12 protein-coding genes are annotated in these 15043 nt (G+C 60.0%); 7 read left to right on the top strand and 5 right to left on the bottom strand.

Going from position 1 to position 15043, the window contains the following annotated elements:
* Positions 1–37: 37 nt before the first annotated feature.
* From RQH14_RS12595 to RQH14_RS12580, 4 genes are all read right to left on the bottom strand, one after another.
* Positions 38–937: a carbohydrate ABC transporter permease gene (locus RQH14_RS12595; RefSeq protein ID WP_311213558.1), complete on the bottom strand. Its 900-nt coding sequence runs from the start codon at positions 935–937 to the stop codon at positions 38–40.
* Complete coding sequence (locus RQH14_RS12590) at positions 934–1875, bottom strand: sugar ABC transporter permease (RefSeq protein WP_311213557.1); 942 nt, start codon at positions 1873–1875, stop codon at positions 934–936. The genes RQH14_RS12595 and RQH14_RS12590 overlap by 4 nt, the downstream gene beginning before the upstream one ends.
* 2 nt (positions 1876–1877) lie before the next feature.
* Positions 1878–3185, bottom strand: a complete 1308-nt coding sequence (locus RQH14_RS12585) for an ABC transporter substrate-binding protein (protein WP_311213556.1) — start codon at positions 3183–3185, stop codon at positions 1878–1880.
* Positions 3186–3385: 200 nt separating this feature from the next.
* Positions 3386–4381 (bottom strand): LacI family DNA-binding transcriptional regulator, encoded by a 996-nt coding sequence (locus RQH14_RS12580; protein WP_311213555.1) that lies wholly within the window; start codon positions 4379–4381, stop codon positions 3386–3388.
* A 466-nt stretch (positions 4382–4847) separates the two neighbouring features.
* Between RQH14_RS12580 and RQH14_RS12575 the strand changes: the two genes are divergently transcribed.
* Together RQH14_RS12575 and RQH14_RS12570 are read left to right on the top strand one after the other, a co-directional pair.
* Complete coding sequence (locus tag RQH14_RS12575; protein ID WP_311213554.1) at positions 4848–5945, top strand: DUF262 domain-containing protein; 1098 nt, start codon at positions 4848–4850, stop codon at positions 5943–5945.
* Positions 5946–5949: 4 nt separating this feature from the next.
* Complete coding sequence (locus tag RQH14_RS12570) at positions 5950–6885, top strand: hypothetical protein (RefSeq protein WP_311213553.1); 936 nt, start codon at positions 5950–5952, stop codon at positions 6883–6885.
* A 93-nt stretch (positions 6886–6978) separates the two neighbouring features.
* Here RQH14_RS12570 and RQH14_RS12565 read toward each other — a convergent pair whose 3' ends face one another.
* Positions 6979–8397: a Fic family protein gene (locus RQH14_RS12565; protein ID WP_311213552.1), complete on the bottom strand. Its 1419-nt coding sequence runs from the start codon at positions 8395–8397 to the stop codon at positions 6979–6981.
* Positions 8398–8782: 385 nt separating this feature from the next.
* Here RQH14_RS12565 and RQH14_RS12560 point away from each other — a divergent pair, with 385 nt between their 5' ends.
* The 5 genes from RQH14_RS12560 to allB all read left to right on the top strand — a co-directional run bounded on the left by RQH14_RS12560 (position 8783) and on the right by allB (position 15043).
* A complete protein-coding gene (locus RQH14_RS12560) occupies positions 8783–9586 on the top strand; it encodes a TIM barrel protein (RefSeq protein ID WP_311213551.1) in 804 nt (267 codons plus the stop codon).
* Between the two features lie 60 nt (positions 9587–9646).
* The gene (locus RQH14_RS12555; protein ID WP_311213651.1) at positions 9647–10606 is read left to right on the top strand and encodes a 2-hydroxy-3-oxopropionate reductase; all 960 of its coding nucleotides are present in this window, start codon (positions 9647–9649) and stop codon (positions 10604–10606) included.
* Positions 10607–10727: 121 nt separating this feature from the next.
* Entirely contained in the window at positions 10728–12503 is a 1776-nt protein-coding gene (gene gcl / locus RQH14_RS12550; RefSeq protein WP_311213550.1) for a glyoxylate carboligase, read from the top strand.
* Between the two features lie 28 nt (positions 12504–12531).
* Positions 12532–13701: a glycerate kinase gene (locus RQH14_RS12545; RefSeq protein WP_311213549.1), complete on the top strand. Its 1170-nt coding sequence runs from the start codon at positions 12532–12534 to the stop codon at positions 13699–13701.
* Positions 13694–15043: an allantoinase AllB gene (allB, locus tag RQH14_RS12540; protein WP_026547015.1), complete on the top strand. Its 1350-nt coding sequence runs from the start codon at positions 13694–13696 to the stop codon at positions 15041–15043. Before RQH14_RS12545 ends, allB begins: the two co-directional genes overlap by 8 nt.

Raw genomic sequence — 15043 nt, 5'->3', positions numbered from 1 at the left:
TTCCTGTTCTTTCTGTGGTTACTAGGTTTGAAAGGCGTTAGCCCTTGACCGCACCGGCCGTCATGCCGGAAACGATGCGTTTCTGGCACACGAGCACCAGAATCACGAGCGGGACGGTGATGATCACCGACGCGGCGCTGATGGTGCCGAGGGGTTGGTCGAACTCGCTGGTTCCGCTGAAGAACGCAATAGCGACCGGCACGGGCCGGGATTCCGGCGAGGTGGTCAGCGTGACGGCCAGGAGGAATTCGTTCCAGACCGAGATGAACACCAGGATCGCTGTCGTCGCCAAGCCGGGAACCGCCAGCGGCAGGATCACCTTGCGGAAGGCGACAAACGGTGTGGCGCCATCCATGTACGCGGATTCCTCGAGTTCACGCGGGATCTCTTTGAAGAACGACGTCAGCGTGTAGATCGCCAGCGGCAACGCGAATGTCAGCTTCGGGATGATGAGGCCCAGCAAGGTGTCGTACAGACCGATTTCGCGCCAGATGGAGAACATCGGGGCCGCGATGGCGATGGCCGGGAACGTGGTGACCGAGAGGATCAGCGTCAGGATCATCGCCTTGCGGCGCATCTTCAACCTCGCCAGCGCATAGGCGGCGAAGGATGCGAAAACCAGTGCCACCGTTGTAGTCACGACGGCGATAATCACCGAATTGCGCAAGGCCAGGAGGAACTCGGGGTTCTGGAAAACCACCACATAGTTCTCGAGTGTCGGCTGGCTCGGGAAGAGCTCGCCTTGGGACAGGCTCGCGCCCTTCTTAAGGGAGGTGTTGACCAGCCAGTAAAACGGGATGAGCGAGAAAGCCATGACGGCCACCACGAACACCCATACCAAGGGGTGCAGTTTCGATTCCCCACGCAACCGACGCTTTGGCGCCTTGGGGCGCGTGGCGAGTTCCGGCGTCGGGCGTTCTGCAATCAGCGTGCTCATTGTTCCTCCTTCGCGACGTCGCGGATGTTGCCGCCGGCGAAGCGGACGTAGATGACTGAGACCACCATGACGGTGAGGAAGGTCAGGATGGACAGCGCCGATCCTTCGCCCACCAGCCGGTTTTCGCGCAGTTGCGTGTAGGCGAGCATGGACATGGATTCGGTGCCGTTGGCGCCGCGGGTGAGCACGAACGGCAGGTCGAAGACGCGGAGGGCGTCCATGGTGCGGAAGATCGCGGCGAGGACGATCGCCGGGCGCAGGAGCGGCAGGGTGATGTTCACAAAGGTCTGCCATTTGCTGGCGCCGTCGAGTTCCGCGGCCTCGTACGTTTCGGCGGAGATGACCTGCAGGCCGGCCAGGATGATGAGCGCCGCGAAGGGCGTGGTCTTCCAGACGTCGGCCATGACGATCACGGCCATCGCGTAGCCGTGCTCACCGAGCCAGACGACGTCGCCGCCCGGCAGTCCCAGCGCGGAGAGGACGTTGGTGACCAGGCCCATGTTGGGCTGGAACATCGTCTGCCAGGTGATGGCGCTGACCACGGTGATGATCGCGTACGGCAGCAGAACCACGGTGCGCAGGACGGCGCGGCCCTTGAACGCGAGGTTGAGCAGCAATGCCATGGCCGTGCCGAGGATGAGTTCCAGGCTGACCGAGAGGCCCGCGAAGAGGAAGGTCTGGCCGAACGCAGCCCACCACTCTTTGCTTGCGAGGGCGTTGATGTAGTTTTCCAGGCCGACAAAGCGGGACAACCCGGCGGTGCGGACGCTGTACTGGTTCAGCGAGAGCCAGATCGCGTAGCCGATGGGGACCGCCGCAACCAGCGCCATGATGACCAGCGACGGGGCGGTCATGCGGAACGCGAGCCTGCGCTCGGCGCGGTCGCGGCCGCTTGTCTTCGCTGGGCCGCGGCTTGCCGGGATTGTTTTGATGGCCATGACTAGAAGCTCGCCTTAGCGGTGGTGATTTCCTCGGCCATCTTCTGCACGGCTTCCTCGGTGGAGGCGGTGCCGGAGAGGACGGCGTAGACGTTCTTGTAGATCGCCTGGGAGATCTGCGGGTAGACCGGGGAGATCGGGCGCGGCTTGGCACCCTTCACGGAGGCGAGGAGTTCCGTGGCGAACGGCATCTTCTCGAGTACCGCCGGGTCAGAGTAGGCAGCTTCATTGACCGGGGCCTGTGAGTAGTCCATGGCCACGTGCTTCTGCCACTCCGGGCTGGTGGCGTAGTCGATGAACGCGACAGCCCCGGCCTGGTTGGTGGAGTGGGCCGAGATCGCCAGATTCCAGCCGCCGAGCACGCCGGAAGCCTTGCCGCCTTCCCATGCCGGCAACGGCGCGACGGCGAAGCTCGACGCCAGCGGTGTCGCGTTGAGCAGGCGGTACACGTGCGGCCAGTTGCGCTGGTACCCGAAGTCGCCGGACTCGTAGGCGAGGCGAGCCGGGTCTTCGTTGTAGGTGAGGACGGCGCGGTCGGCTGAGCCCTTCTTGAGGCCGTCGCTCATGAAATTGAGGACGTCGCGGGTTTCCTTGGAATCGATCTTGACGTTGCCTTGGTCATCGAGGACTTCGCCGCCTGCGCTGTAGAGCATTTCGAGGAAGTTCACCGTGAGGCCCTCGTACTGCTTGCCTTGGTAGACGAAGCCGTTGCCGGGAGCCTTGGCGGCTTCTGCGTAGAGCTGCTGCCAGGTCTCGGGCTTGGCTACCTTGTCCTTCTGGTAGTAGATCAATCCGGCGTTGGTGAAGAACGGCGAGCCCCAATACTTGTCCTGATACTTGGTGGTTTCCACAGTGGAGGGAATGAGCCGATCCTTGTTGGCTTCCACCAGTTTGGTTTGGTCCAGCAGCCAGCCCTGGGAGGCGAACTCGGAGGTCCAGATGACGTCCGTGACGAAGAGGTCGCACTCAGTGGACTTGCCCTCGAGCCGCTGCACGATCTGCGTGCGGGCTTCATCCGTGGTGGCACCGATCTCCGTGTACTTGGCCGTGACCTTGCCGTCCGCCTTCGTGAACGCCTCCGCCGTGCCCTTGTAGATGCCGCTCGCGTCCTTGACGCCGCAGATGTTCACGTTGCCGCTGGCATTAGCGCCCGACGCCGGATCGGCAGCTGCCGCTTGTTCGGCACCTTGGGGTGCGGCTCCCCCGCCGCACGCGCTGAGGAGGAGGGCTGCGGCTATTGCGGTAGCCGCTAGGGCTTTGCGGTTTGTGGCTTTGTTCTGGAGCGGTAGAGCAGGTCGGTTCAAGTCCACAAGTGGCTCCTTTGGTGGCTGTGGGCGGGTGGCGTTCAGCGCGCGTTTTGGCTGTCCCGCGTGCTGAGGGTGGCTTCTTTGCCGGTGGTGCTTGTGATCCGTGGAATCGATTCCAAAAGTGTCCAAAAGAATCGGCCTTGCGGCCGTGGAATCGATTCCAAAATAGTGTGACAGTGACCACTGGGAGCTGTCAACCCTCTTTATTTGGTGGAGTCCCGGATGACGAGTTCGTGTGGGAGGAAGGTTCGTCCCTTGCGATGTGAGCCCTCCACTGTCATCCGCTCCAGGAGTTCAGAGAAGGCGACTCGGCCCATTTCGTAGGCCGGCTGCCGGACCGTGGTCAGCTCCGGGACGCACATTTCTGCCTGGGCCGAGTCATCGAAACCTGCTACGGCAATGTCTTGTGGAACTCGGAGTCCGGCATCTGTGAGTTCCCGAACGCACCCAGCGGCGACGACGTCGGTCCCGCAGAAAACGGCGTCCGGGCGGTCTTTTGCTTTGAGAAGCTTCTTGGCGAGCGTACGGCCGGCGTGGAAGCCGAAGTTGCCTTCGCCGAACAGGATCTGGCCTTGTTCCAAGCCTGCTTCCTCGAGTGCCTGGCGGAAGCCTTCCTCACGCAGCCGGCCCGAGCGAGCGCCCCTGTGGGCGAGCATGGCCAGCTTCTTGGCGCCCGTGTCGATCAGGTGTTTGGTGATGTCGTAGGCGGCCTGTCGGTCATCAATGGAAACCCCGAATGCCGCCTCGGCGTCGACGATCTCACAGACTTGAATCACGCTGAGTTGCTCAGCGACGGTGTTTACGTCGTCGTCCGACATCGTTGGTGAGAAGATGACCAAGCCATCCACTGAGCCGTTGCGCAGCATGTCCACCAACTGCTGCTCGCGATCAAGGTCGCCATCGGTGGCCGCGATGAGGCTGACGTAGCCCGAGTCAGCCGCAGCGTCGCCGACACCCCGGAAGACTTCGCTGATCACCAGCGAGTCCAAGTTCTTGGCGAGGGCCAGGACACGCATGGTGCGGTCTCTTCGGAGATCCCTTGCTGAAGCAAGCGGGCGGTAGCTGAGCTCCCGGATTGCGGCGTTGACCTTCTCTTTGGCCGCCTCGCTGACAGCAGGGCTCCCGTTCAAAACGCGGGAAACCGTCCCTACAGACACACCCGCCGTCTTGGCGACGTCCTGAACTGTCGGCCGAGCCATTTGATTGTCCTTCCGCGGATGCTTTTGGTCGCGACTCCGCTGGGTACCTGTAGCTGTCCCAGCATAGCTGGCAGCCCTACGTCTGAACGTAATAGCCGGACTGAAGACCTGCGCATGCTTCGTGTACGAATGATGAAACCGGGATTCTTGCCTTTCAAACTCTTCGGACGGCTAGGATTCTAAACCACAATTCGACGAGGCAGAGGTGCGATGAGATGTAAGACGTCGCCGACTTCCCCATGAACCCGTAAGGTACGAGAGGAGTTAACAGCTTCCAACCTAAAGCCGTAGCAACCACGTCAACATCGAGACCATTCCCGGGGCTATGAGCCACAGAGCCTATGCCCGCGGCTCCACGGTCGTAAAAGACAACTCGAGACACGGTGCCAAAAGGCTTGCCTGCGCGACCAGAGACTTCAAGTAAAATCAGATCACAGTTTCGGGCGCTTGGAGCTGACAGGACTGGATGGAAGGCAAAAAGTTGGATATAGACTACGACGGCCTCGGCTTGGAAGAGGCTGTTACCTATGCTCAAAGAGATGCGGTAATTGAGATTGCCGATCAGGGGCTGCTCTCAATATCGCAACTTGTTCAGAACGGCGCCATCGATGTATCCCCGAAATTTCAACGACGCGATCGATGGCCCATGGACAAACAAGCCCTCCTGATCGAATCCTTCATTTCAAACATACCCGTGCCACCGGTGTATCTTGCAGAAGATGCGGCAGCCATTGGCTCGTATGCTGTGATTGACGGAAAGCAAAGACTTACGGCAATTAGCCTCTTCTTTTCAAATGACCTAATCCTCAAAGGGCTGCACCGGATACCTCAACTGAATGGGCGTCGTTTCTCAGATTTGCCAAGAGGGCTCCAAAACCTAATTAGCATGAAAAATCTTCGAGTAACGACGCTTCTCCGACAATCAAATGATGATCTGAAGCACGAAGTCTTCCTGCGACTAAATACCGGCGGCGAGGTCCTGAATCAGCAAGAGATCAGAAATGTCGCTTATCGCGGGCCCTTGAATGAGTTGATTTATGACTTGGCCGAGAACGAATTCCTCCGTACCCAGTTTAGAATAAATCCTCCAAATTCTCCCGCTTATAGACAAATGATGGATGCGGAGTTTGTCCTCCGCTTTCTGACGCTGCAGCGCACATGGCGTAATTCTCGAGGTGAACTTAGGTATGAGATGGACGAATTTATGAATCTCTATCGCTTTGCTGAAGTAGGTCAATTGAGAAGAATGAGAGATTCTTTTAACTTTACAATTGAGATTGTGGAGCTTATCTGGGGTGGAGATGCATTCAAACGACCCAGTCGCAATCAAGCTCTCGCTGGCATGTACGATGCGCAGATGATCGCGATTCATGAGATCGGACCCGACAGTGCCGCCATTCTTGTCAGAAATGCCCAAAGCATTCGGAAATATACTACACAACTCTTCAATGACCATGATTTTGATGAAGCCGTCCGTCAGGGGACGAATACTCCATCTAGACTCCGCCTCCGAACTGAACGCATGATTGAAATGCTCCGGTACGTAGCTGAGAGCCACACATAACAACATGACATCCAATGCACGAATAGCATTCTTAACTGGAGTGAATTCCCTCGAACAAACCCTTGAAGAGAGCTGGGCCGTTGAAAGCACCCCGCGTGGTGCATTCGTAAGAAGAGGTTTGACTGTCGCTTCTTTCAATCTTCTAGAGACGTTCATCCTCGAACGGTTGGATGAAATTGCCAAGTACTTAAACAGCGGAAACCTCATGTATACGGAGCTTCCGACTCTCATGCAACTGCCTTCGGCTCGAACTGCCATAGAAGTGGCGTCAGCGAAAGTGAGGAGGCTAGACGACGCAGCTCTGAACGCACTGTCAGTAGCCTTAGGGGAAGCACTCTCTTCATCACAGGGAACCAGGCTGGCGTTTTCAGCTCTATCTTGGGTTTGGACCGGCAGCAACATGAGTTCTGACGATTACCGGGCGGCACTGCGAAAGTTCCATGTCGCCGATGCGTTTAGCAAAGTACGCGACGTGACTAGCCGGATCGGCTTTCCAGCAGTCAACGCAACAAGCACTTCGCCGCTGGATTTGAAAAGTTTACTGGACGAACTAGCTAAGGAAAGGCACGCATCCGCTCATAACTCTTCACACAGTGTATCCACAATGTGGTTGAAGACCGTCGGGAACACTCTCATCCGTTTTGCCGCCGGTTTTGACATCCTTGTCTCTGTGGCCGCCTCGAATCTTAGAGAAGCAAACGCTGAATACATAGCAGACGACAAGTGGACGAACGCGGATAAGATGATCTTCCATCTCATCGTGGAGCGCGAAAAGGACTTCGCCTATCTCCGTGACTTCTCTGGACGCGCGCTGAAAGTGGAGAAAGATGGGGATAGTCTTTTCGGAGCCACTACCCGCAATAGAAAGCTAAACGATGTTGTGGTACGCGTAGACAAGAATAGAAGAATTGAGAACTGGATTATTCCTAGCGTTGGATAGGAGTAGCATCTAGCTCACTTGATCCTTTGATCAGGGGGGGTATCATCGAGCAACTAGCAACTGGATTCGGACCCTTGGAATAGGATGCTATTCCTAACCGGGGAGGCGTCCGTGTTGCTTGAATATCGAGGCTAGTTCATTCTGATACTTGCGAGTCACTTGCGAGACAAGTGCAGAGACAAGGCTACGTAGCCGTAGTTCGGTACCAACACTCAGGTCAGGGCTGCAGTCCTCCAGGCTGAAAAATAGTTCGTCCCCTTGGCTGCCCTGAGTGACAACGACGGCATGACCAACTCGTTCATCGCCGAAACCGACTTCGACGCGTTGTGTCGACCGGTGATTGGCTACCTCATCTATGCTGATAGTCACAACTGTGTCTCCTTCGAGGGGTGTAAATCCTCGAACGTAGTTGAATACGTATCCTTTCCCTGCAAATTCTCTGGGAAGCCCAATTTCAGTTTTTATGTTTGTCGCTGAGAATCTATTCGCACATTCTTCGCGCATAAAGGACTGCAGGGCCGCCTTAACGCGTTCAGCAGCTTCACGTGACGTCTCTAACTTTTCGGCTTGAGAGGCCAACAGCCGACCAAGGTCGGCCAGACTTTGCTGGGCTGCTGTCTCTTTTTCGGACGCCTCTATCAGTTCTACTAGCCAGGCTAGTGTTTCGCCGGCGCGGGCTGCGACGTAGTCGACCATGTCCTGGTGCTGATGGCCATCTGCCGCTTCCAGCGCTTGCAGGTACCCCCTCTTTCGCCCAGCGAACACTACAAGCGGGACCCCATAAGCCCTCAATAATGGGATTGAGCCAAGAACTCTCGCCATGCGTCCGTTTCCATCCGCAAAAGGATGTATGTGGGCAACTGCCCAGTGCATATAGGCTGCCTGGATTACTGGGTGTGCCACATGAAAGTCTGCCGAATTGACAGTTCTCACCAACGATCCCATTTCAGGAGATACCGCTTCGACGGGTGCGTAGTGGAAGACGCCGCCCCCTCGATTAATCACTTGATTGGGGTTTACCTTGTAAGCCCCGGAGATAAACCTGTGATGCTGGACGCCGTTCGGTGTTCGAACTGGGTGTGTTTGTTGGGAGCGCGTCGCTATTCTATGAAGATCGCGGACATCGACTTCGGTCAGGGGCCTTTCGGCGTTCTTGGCTAAATCGCGAACAAGAACATAGGCGCCAAGTTGATCTTCAAAGTGATGCGCGGCTCCGTCGCCGCTATTCTCTAAGTCGAGCTGCCACCCGTCGACCTCCATAGCAACGCTATAGGTTGCTCCTCCTTCATAAAGCGCTTCGACTGCTCCGGTTTCAAAGGCACTAGCTCGAAGAATACGGTCCTGAGCCCAACGCAGCCCCTCGCCTTGTGAATCTAGATCAAGAGCAGCGATCCTTTGAAGGAGGGGCTCAAACCGTTCCTCGTTTACGCTCGTGGATACCCATTCGCTGAAGCTACAAATTGGTTCGTACAAGCCGGAGGCCAACGGCACGCCCTGATCCGAAGATTTCATAGCTCAACGCTACCGTGAGCGGCAGCGTCAAACGGCAATCAGGAAGACTCCTCGTGTCCGCGCGCTGCTGCGTATTTCTCGAACGGATCTCGCCTTCTGCTCACTACGTTCGCCAAGCAGACGACGACCTACGCAGGCAAACTCGGCTCGTGAGGTCATCCAGACACCGTTACTGATCAGGCTCATTGGGCTGCCGCATGAAGGAACCGCCACCCAGGAGGGCTGGTATCCCGAACCCCGCCCCCTTGACTCACACCCCCACCTTCCCTAAACTTTTCATAAAGCAGAATCTAAATTCCATAAAGCGGAAACTGAGGCCCGGCACTAAGGCAGCAGCCAAGCTACCTAGAAGATAGATCAAAGCCCCTCCTCGGAAGGACCTACGATGACGTACACAGTGAACTGCTCCATCCTCCTGACGGAGCTGCCCTTGCTCGAGCGCCCCGCCGCCGCGAAGGCAGCCGGTTTTGACGCCGTCGAGTTCTGGTGGCCCTTCTCCACTTCGGTTCCCACCGACAAAGAGACAACAGAGTTTGAAACCGCCATCAAGGACGCCGGCGTTCAGCTCACCGGCCTGAACTTCAACGCTGGCAACATGCCCGGCGGCGACCGCGGCCTGGTTTCCTGGAAGGGACGTTGCTCCGAGTTCAAGGACAACATCGACGTCGTAGCAGGCATCGGTGAGCGCCTCGGCTGCAAGGCCTTCAACGCCCTCTACGGCAACCGCCAGGACGAGTTCACCCCTGAAGAACAGGACGAACTCGCGGCCATGAACCTCGCCGCAGCAGCGGAAGGTGTTGCCCGCATCGGCGGCACCGTTCTCCTCGAACCGGTCAGCGGCGCACCCAAGTACCCGCTCCTCACCGCCGAAGACGCACTCAAGGTCATCGCCCGCGTCAAGGCAGAATCCGGCGCACAGAACATCAAGCTCCTCGCCGACTTCTACCACCTTGCAGTCAACGGCGACGACGTCGAATCCGTCATCGAGAACCACGCCAAGGACTTCGGCCACATCCAGATCGCCGACAACCCCGGCCGCGGCGCTCCCGGAACCGGCACCCTCCCCCTCGGCGAATGGATCGCCCGCAGCCGCGAACTCGGCTACGACGGCTACATCGGCCTCGAGTACAAGGAACCGCAGGAAACGGCTTTCAGCTGGGCCATCCGCCAGCGCGCCAACGCCAACTAAGCACGGCAGCCCCAACTAGGTAACAGCAAACGCTCCACTGAGCACTCAGTACGACACTTACTGTCACCTAGTTGGGTAAGCACATCCGGGTTAACACACGGACTTCAGACACACACAGACTTCCCCAGAAAGAGAACCACAATGAGCAACGTTGCAGTCATCGGACTCGGAATCATGGGCCTCCCCATGGCCATCAACCTCGTCAAGGCCGGCCACACGGTTACCGGTTTCAACCGCAGCCAGGACAAGATCGACAAGCTCGTCTCCGAGGGCGGCCAGGGTGCCACCAGCATCGCGGACGCAGTCAAGGACGCCGACGTCGTCATCACCATGGTCCCGGACTCCCCCGATGTTGAGGGTGTTGTCAGCGGCAAGGACGGCGTCTTCGCCAACGCGAAGAAGGGCACCATCTGGATCGACGCATCCAGCATCCGCCCGGACGTCGCCAAGCGTCTCTCGGACGACGCAGTCGCAGCAGGCATCCTCCCGCTCGACGCACCGGTATCCGGTGGCGAGCAGGGGGCTATCGACGCCGTTCTGTCCATCATGGTCGGCGGCTCCGCGGAGGACTTCGAGGCAGCACAGGATGTCCTCAACGCAGTGGGCAAGACCATCGTCCACGTCGGCCCGTCCGGCTCCGGCCAGACCGTCAAGGCTGCAAACCAGCTGATCGTGGCCGTCAACATCCAGGTCCTCGGCGAGGCCATCGCCTTCCTTGAGGCCTACGGCGTAGACACCGACGCAGCACTGAAGGTCCTCGGCGGCGGCTTGGCCGGCTCCAAGGTCCTCGACCAGAAGGGTCAGAAGATGCTCGACCGCAACTTCGACCCCGGCTTCCGCCTGGCCCTCCACCACAAGGACCTCGGCATCGTCACCTCCGCAGCCCGCGAAGCCAACGTCGCTGTCCCCCTCGGTGCAGTCGTTGCCCAGCTCGTCGCCGCAACCGTCAACCAGGGCGACGGCGGCCTCGACCACTCGGGCCTCTTCAAGCAGGTCCTCCAGCTCAGCGGCCGGAAGTAACCAGCCCCCACGAACCACTGAGTTTGTGTACAGATAACGCCCGGAAAACACCTTCTAAAGGGCGTTATCTGTACACAAACTCGCTTCAGCACACCCAAAAACAGACTTCAAGGAGTACACCATGGCAAAGATGCGCACCGTTGATGCGGCCGTAGCCATCCTGGAAAAGGAAGGCGCAACCGAAGCTTTCGGTCTGCCCGGCGCAGCGATCAACCCCTTCTACTCAGCAATGCGTGCCCACGGCGGTATCCGCCACACGCTGGCCCGCCACGTTGAAGGCGCCAGCCACATGGCTGACGGCTACAGCCGCGCAGCTGATGGCAACATCGGCATCTGCATCGGCACGTCGGGCCCCGCTGGCACGGACATGATCACCGGCCTGTACGCTGCATGGGCTGACTCGATCCCCATGCTCTGCATCACCGGCCAGGCACCCGTTGCCAAGCTGCACAAGGAAGACTTCCAGGCTGTGGACATCGAGTCCATCGCCAAGCCGTTGACCAAGTTCGCCATGACCATCCTGGAGCCGGGCCAGGTTCCGGGCGCTTTCCAGAAGGCGTTCCAGCTGATGCGTTCGGGTCGTCCGGGCCCGGTCCTGCTGGACCTGCCCATCGACGTTCAGATGGCCGAGATCGAGTTCGACATCGATGCCTACGAGCCCCTGCCGGTGGAGAAGCCCAAGGCTTCCCGCAAGCAGCTGGAAAAGGCTCTGGACATGCTGACCTCGGCACAGCACCCGCTGATCGTTGCCGGTGGCGGCATCATCAACGCCGGCGCTTCGGCTCAGCTGGTTGAGCTGGCCGAGATCCTGAACGTTCCCGTTATCCCCACGCTGATGGGCTGGGGAGCCATCCCGGACGACCACCAGCTGATGGCCGGCATGGTTGGCCTGCAGACCTCGCACCGCTACGGCAACGAGACGTTCCTGCAGAGCGACTTCGTGATCGGCATCGGCAACCGTTGGGCCAACCGCCACACCGGCGGCCTGGACACCTACACGGCCGGCCGTAAGTTCGTTCACATCGACATTGAGCCGACGCAGATCGGTCGCGTTTTCTCGCCGGACTTGGGCATTGCGTCCGACGCCGGTGCGGCGCTGGACGGTCTGTTGGAGCTGGCTCGCGAACGCCAGGCTGCAAAGACCCTGCCGGACTACTCGGGTTGGGTTGCCGAGTGCCAGGAGCGTAAGGGCTCCCTGCACCGCAAGACCAACTTCGACAATGTGCCGATCAAGCCGCAGCGCGTGTACCAGGAGATGAACAAGGCCTTCGGCCGCGACACCACCTACGTGTCCACCATCGGTCTCTCGCAGATCGCCGGCGCACAGATGCTGCACGTGTTCGGTGCCCGCAAATGGATCAACGCTGGCCAGGCCGGCCCGCTGGGTTGGACCGGTCCCGCCGCACTGGGCGTGGTTCGTGGAACCCCGGACGCCACTGTTGTTGCCTTGTCCGGTGACTACGACTTCCAGTTCATGATCGAGGAACTGGCCGTTGGCGCACAGTTCAACCTGCCGTACATCCACGTTGTGGTGAACAACAGCTACCTGGGCCTGATCCGTCAGAGCCAGCGCGGCTTCAACATGGAACAGAACGTTTCCCTGGCCTTCGAGAACATCAACTCCCCGGAGACCAACGGCTACGGCGTGGACCACATCAAGGTTGCCGAGGGCTTGGGCGTCAAGGCCATCCGCGTTGAGGACCCCAACGATCTGCCTGCCGCTTTTGATAAGGCCAAGGCACTGATGGGCGAGTTCAAGGTTCCCGTGGTTGTTGAAGTGATCCTGGAAAAGATCACCAACATCTCCATGGGCGTTGAGATCAGCGGCGTGAACGAGTTCGAAGAGTTGGCAGAAACCGCGGCGGACGCACCCACCGCGATCCTGACCAAAGCGTAAGTAACAGTAAAAGAAGGGAGGCACCGGAATGCGTGTTGTCATCGCCCCGGACAAATTCAAGGGCTCGCTGTCCGCGCCCGACGTCGCCGAGCACCTGGCAACAGGCCTGCTCGCCGGCTTCGGTTCGAAGGGCATAGAAGCAACACGCATTCCGGTGGCCGACGGCGGCGAAGGAACCATCGACGCCGCCATCGGCTCCGGCTTCACCCGCCGGACCACCACCGTCACCGGCCCGCTCGGCGAGCCTGTGAAGGCCGACTTCGCAGTGCGGGACCAGGAAGCCGTCATCGAAATGGCGGCGGCTTCCGGTCTCGCCCTCCTGCCGGACGGCCCCACCTCTGAAACAGCCAAGACGGCCACCAGCATCGGCACGGGCGAACTCATCCGCGCCGCGCTGGACCTCGGCTGCCGCAAGATCATCCTGGGGGTGGGCGGAAGCGCCAACACCGACGCGGGCGCGGGAGTCCTGCAGGGCCTCGGCGCTGTGTTCCTGGATAAGGACGGCAACGAGCTCCCCGGCGGCGGTGCCGCTCTCGCCGAAATCGAGACCATCGACTTCTCCAACTTCGACGTCCGCGTCGAAGCAACAGAGTTCGTGTTGGCGTCCGACGTCGACAATCCCCTTTTGGGGGCCAGCGGAGCCCCAGCCATCTTCGGTCCGCAGAAGGGCGCGACGCCGGACGACGTCGCCGAACTGGACGCGGCAGCAAGCCACTTCGTGGACGTGCTCGCGGCAACCACCGGCCAGCACGCCAAGTACGCCGCCAAGGCAGAAGGCGCCGGAGCAGCGGGCGGCGTTGGCTACATTGCCATCGCGGCGCTGAAGGCAGAGCGGCGGCCGGGTATCGACGTCGTGCTTGAATTCACTGAACTCGAGCACAGGCTCAAGGGCGCCGATCTGGTGATCACCGGAGAAGGCAGCCTGGACGAGCAAAGCCTGCTCGGCAAGACTCCCATGGGCGTCTCGCGGGCGGCGCAACGGAACGGGGTTCCCGTGATCGCAGTGTGCGGCCGGAGTACCCTGAGCCGGGAACAACTCACGGATGCCGGCTTCCATACGGTCCATGCACTGACCGATCTGGAAAAAGATGTCCAAAAATGTATCGCTGAAGCAGGTCCGTTGCTTGAACAATTAGGTAAGCACATAGGCGTGTACCTGGCGGAACGGACCGAAAATAAGGAGTACCTCAATGTCTGAAGCAATCGGCGCCTATGACCTCGTTATCCGGGGCCAGCGCATCCTGACCACCGCCGGCCTCGCAGCACGCGAAGTTGGTATCCGCGACGGCATCATCGTCGCCATCGAACCCCTGGGCAACGGCCTGACGGGCAACGAGGTCATTGAACTCGCAGACGACGAAACCCTCATCCCCGGCCTGGTGGACACCCACGTCCACGTCAACGAGCCCGGACGCACCGAGTGGGAAGGCTTCGCCTCCGCTACCCGTGCCGCAGCCGCCGGTGGCGTCACCACCATCATCGACATGCCGCTGAACAGCATCCCGCCCACCACCAGCGTGGACGGCCTGGAGCAGAAGCGCGTGGTCGCCAAGGACCAGGCTTTTGTGGACGTCGGATTCTGGGGCGGTGCCATCCCCGGCAACAAGAGCGACCTCCGCCCGCTGCACGACGAAGGCGTTTTCGGCTTCAAGTGCTTCCTCCTGCACTCCGGCGTGGACGAATTCCCGCACCTGGACGCGGATGAGATGGAAGAGGACATGGCTGAGCTCAAGTCCTTCGACTCCCTCATGATCGTGCACGCTGAGGACTCCCACGCCATTGACCGCGCCCCTCACCCGGGCGGCGACCACTACGAAACCTTCCTCGCCTCCCGCCCCCGCGGTGCCGAGAACAAGGCCATCGCCGAGGTCATCGAACGTGCCCGCTGGACCGGCGCCCGCGCCCACATCCTGCACCTTTCCTCCTCAGACGCGCTGCCGATGATCGCTTCGGCAAAGCGCGACGGCGTCAACCTCACCGTTGAGACCTGCCCGCACTACCTGACGCTCATGGCCGAAGAAATCCCCGACGGCGCCACGGCCTACAAGTGCTGCCCGCCCATCCGTGAGGCCTCCAACCGCGAGCTCCTCTGGAAGGGCCTGCAGGACGGCACCATCGACTGCATCGTCTCGGACCACTCCCCCTCCACACTGGATCTTAAAGACCTGGAGAATGGCGACTTCGCAGTAGCTTGGGGCGGCGTTTCCTCGCTGCAGCTGGGCCTGTCCCTGATCTGGACCGAAGCCCGCCACCGCGGCATCCCGCTGGAACAGGTGGTCTCCTGGATGGCCGAGAAGCCCGCTGCCCTGGCCCGCCTGCACAACAAGGGCCAGCTCGCCCTGGGCTACGACGCCGACTTCTCCATCTTCGCCCCGGACGAAGCCTTCGTTGTGGACGTCACCAAGCTCAAGCACAAGAACCCGATCACGCCGTACGACGGCCGTCCGCTTGCCGGCGTCGTCCGCAAGACGTACCTGCGCGGCACCCCGATCGACGGCCAGAACCCCGGCGGCAAGCTGCTCCGCCGCGGCAACGTTTAG

Source organism: Arthrobacter sp. WCS2018Hpa-7 (assembly GCF_031843805.1).
GTDB lineage: Bacteria > Actinomycetota > Actinomycetes > Actinomycetales > Micrococcaceae > Arthrobacter.
The sequence above is the reverse complement of the archived record's forward strand: the minus strand, read 5'-3'. Positions and strand labels throughout refer to the sequence as shown.

Bases quoted from the DNA above. Each gene is read 5' to 3' on its own strand.
- RQH14_RS12580 (WP_311213555.1), bottom strand. From the start codon at position 4,381: ATGGCTCGGCCGACAGTTCAGGACGTCGCCAAGACGGCGGGTGTGTCT.
- allB (WP_026547015.1), top strand. From the start codon at position 13,694: ATGTCTGAAGCAATCGGCGCCTATGACCTCGTTATCCGGGGCCAGCGC.
- RQH14_RS12575 (WP_311213554.1), top strand. From the start codon at position 4,848: ATGGAAGGCAAAAAGTTGGATATAGACTACGACGGCCTCGGCTTGGAA.
- RQH14_RS12570 (WP_311213553.1), top strand. From the start codon at position 5,950: ATGACATCCAATGCACGAATAGCATTCTTAACTGGAGTGAATTCCCTC.
- RQH14_RS12565 (WP_311213552.1), bottom strand. From the start codon at position 8,397: ATGAAATCTTCGGATCAGGGCGTGCCGTTGGCCTCCGGCTTGTACGAA.
- gcl (WP_311213550.1), top strand. From the start codon at position 10,728: ATGGCAAAGATGCGCACCGTTGATGCGGCCGTAGCCATCCTGGAAAAG.
- RQH14_RS12560 (WP_311213551.1), top strand. From the start codon at position 8,783: ATGACGTACACAGTGAACTGCTCCATCCTCCTGACGGAGCTGCCCTTG.
- RQH14_RS12590 (WP_311213557.1), bottom strand. From the start codon at position 1,875: ATGGCCATCAAAACAATCCCGGCAAGCCGCGGCCCAGCGAAGACAAGC.
- RQH14_RS12595 (WP_311213558.1), bottom strand. From the start codon at position 937: ATGAGCACGCTGATTGCAGAACGCCCGACGCCGGAACTCGCCACGCGC.
- RQH14_RS12545 (WP_311213549.1), top strand. From the start codon at position 12,532: ATGCGTGTTGTCATCGCCCCGGACAAATTCAAGGGCTCGCTGTCCGCG.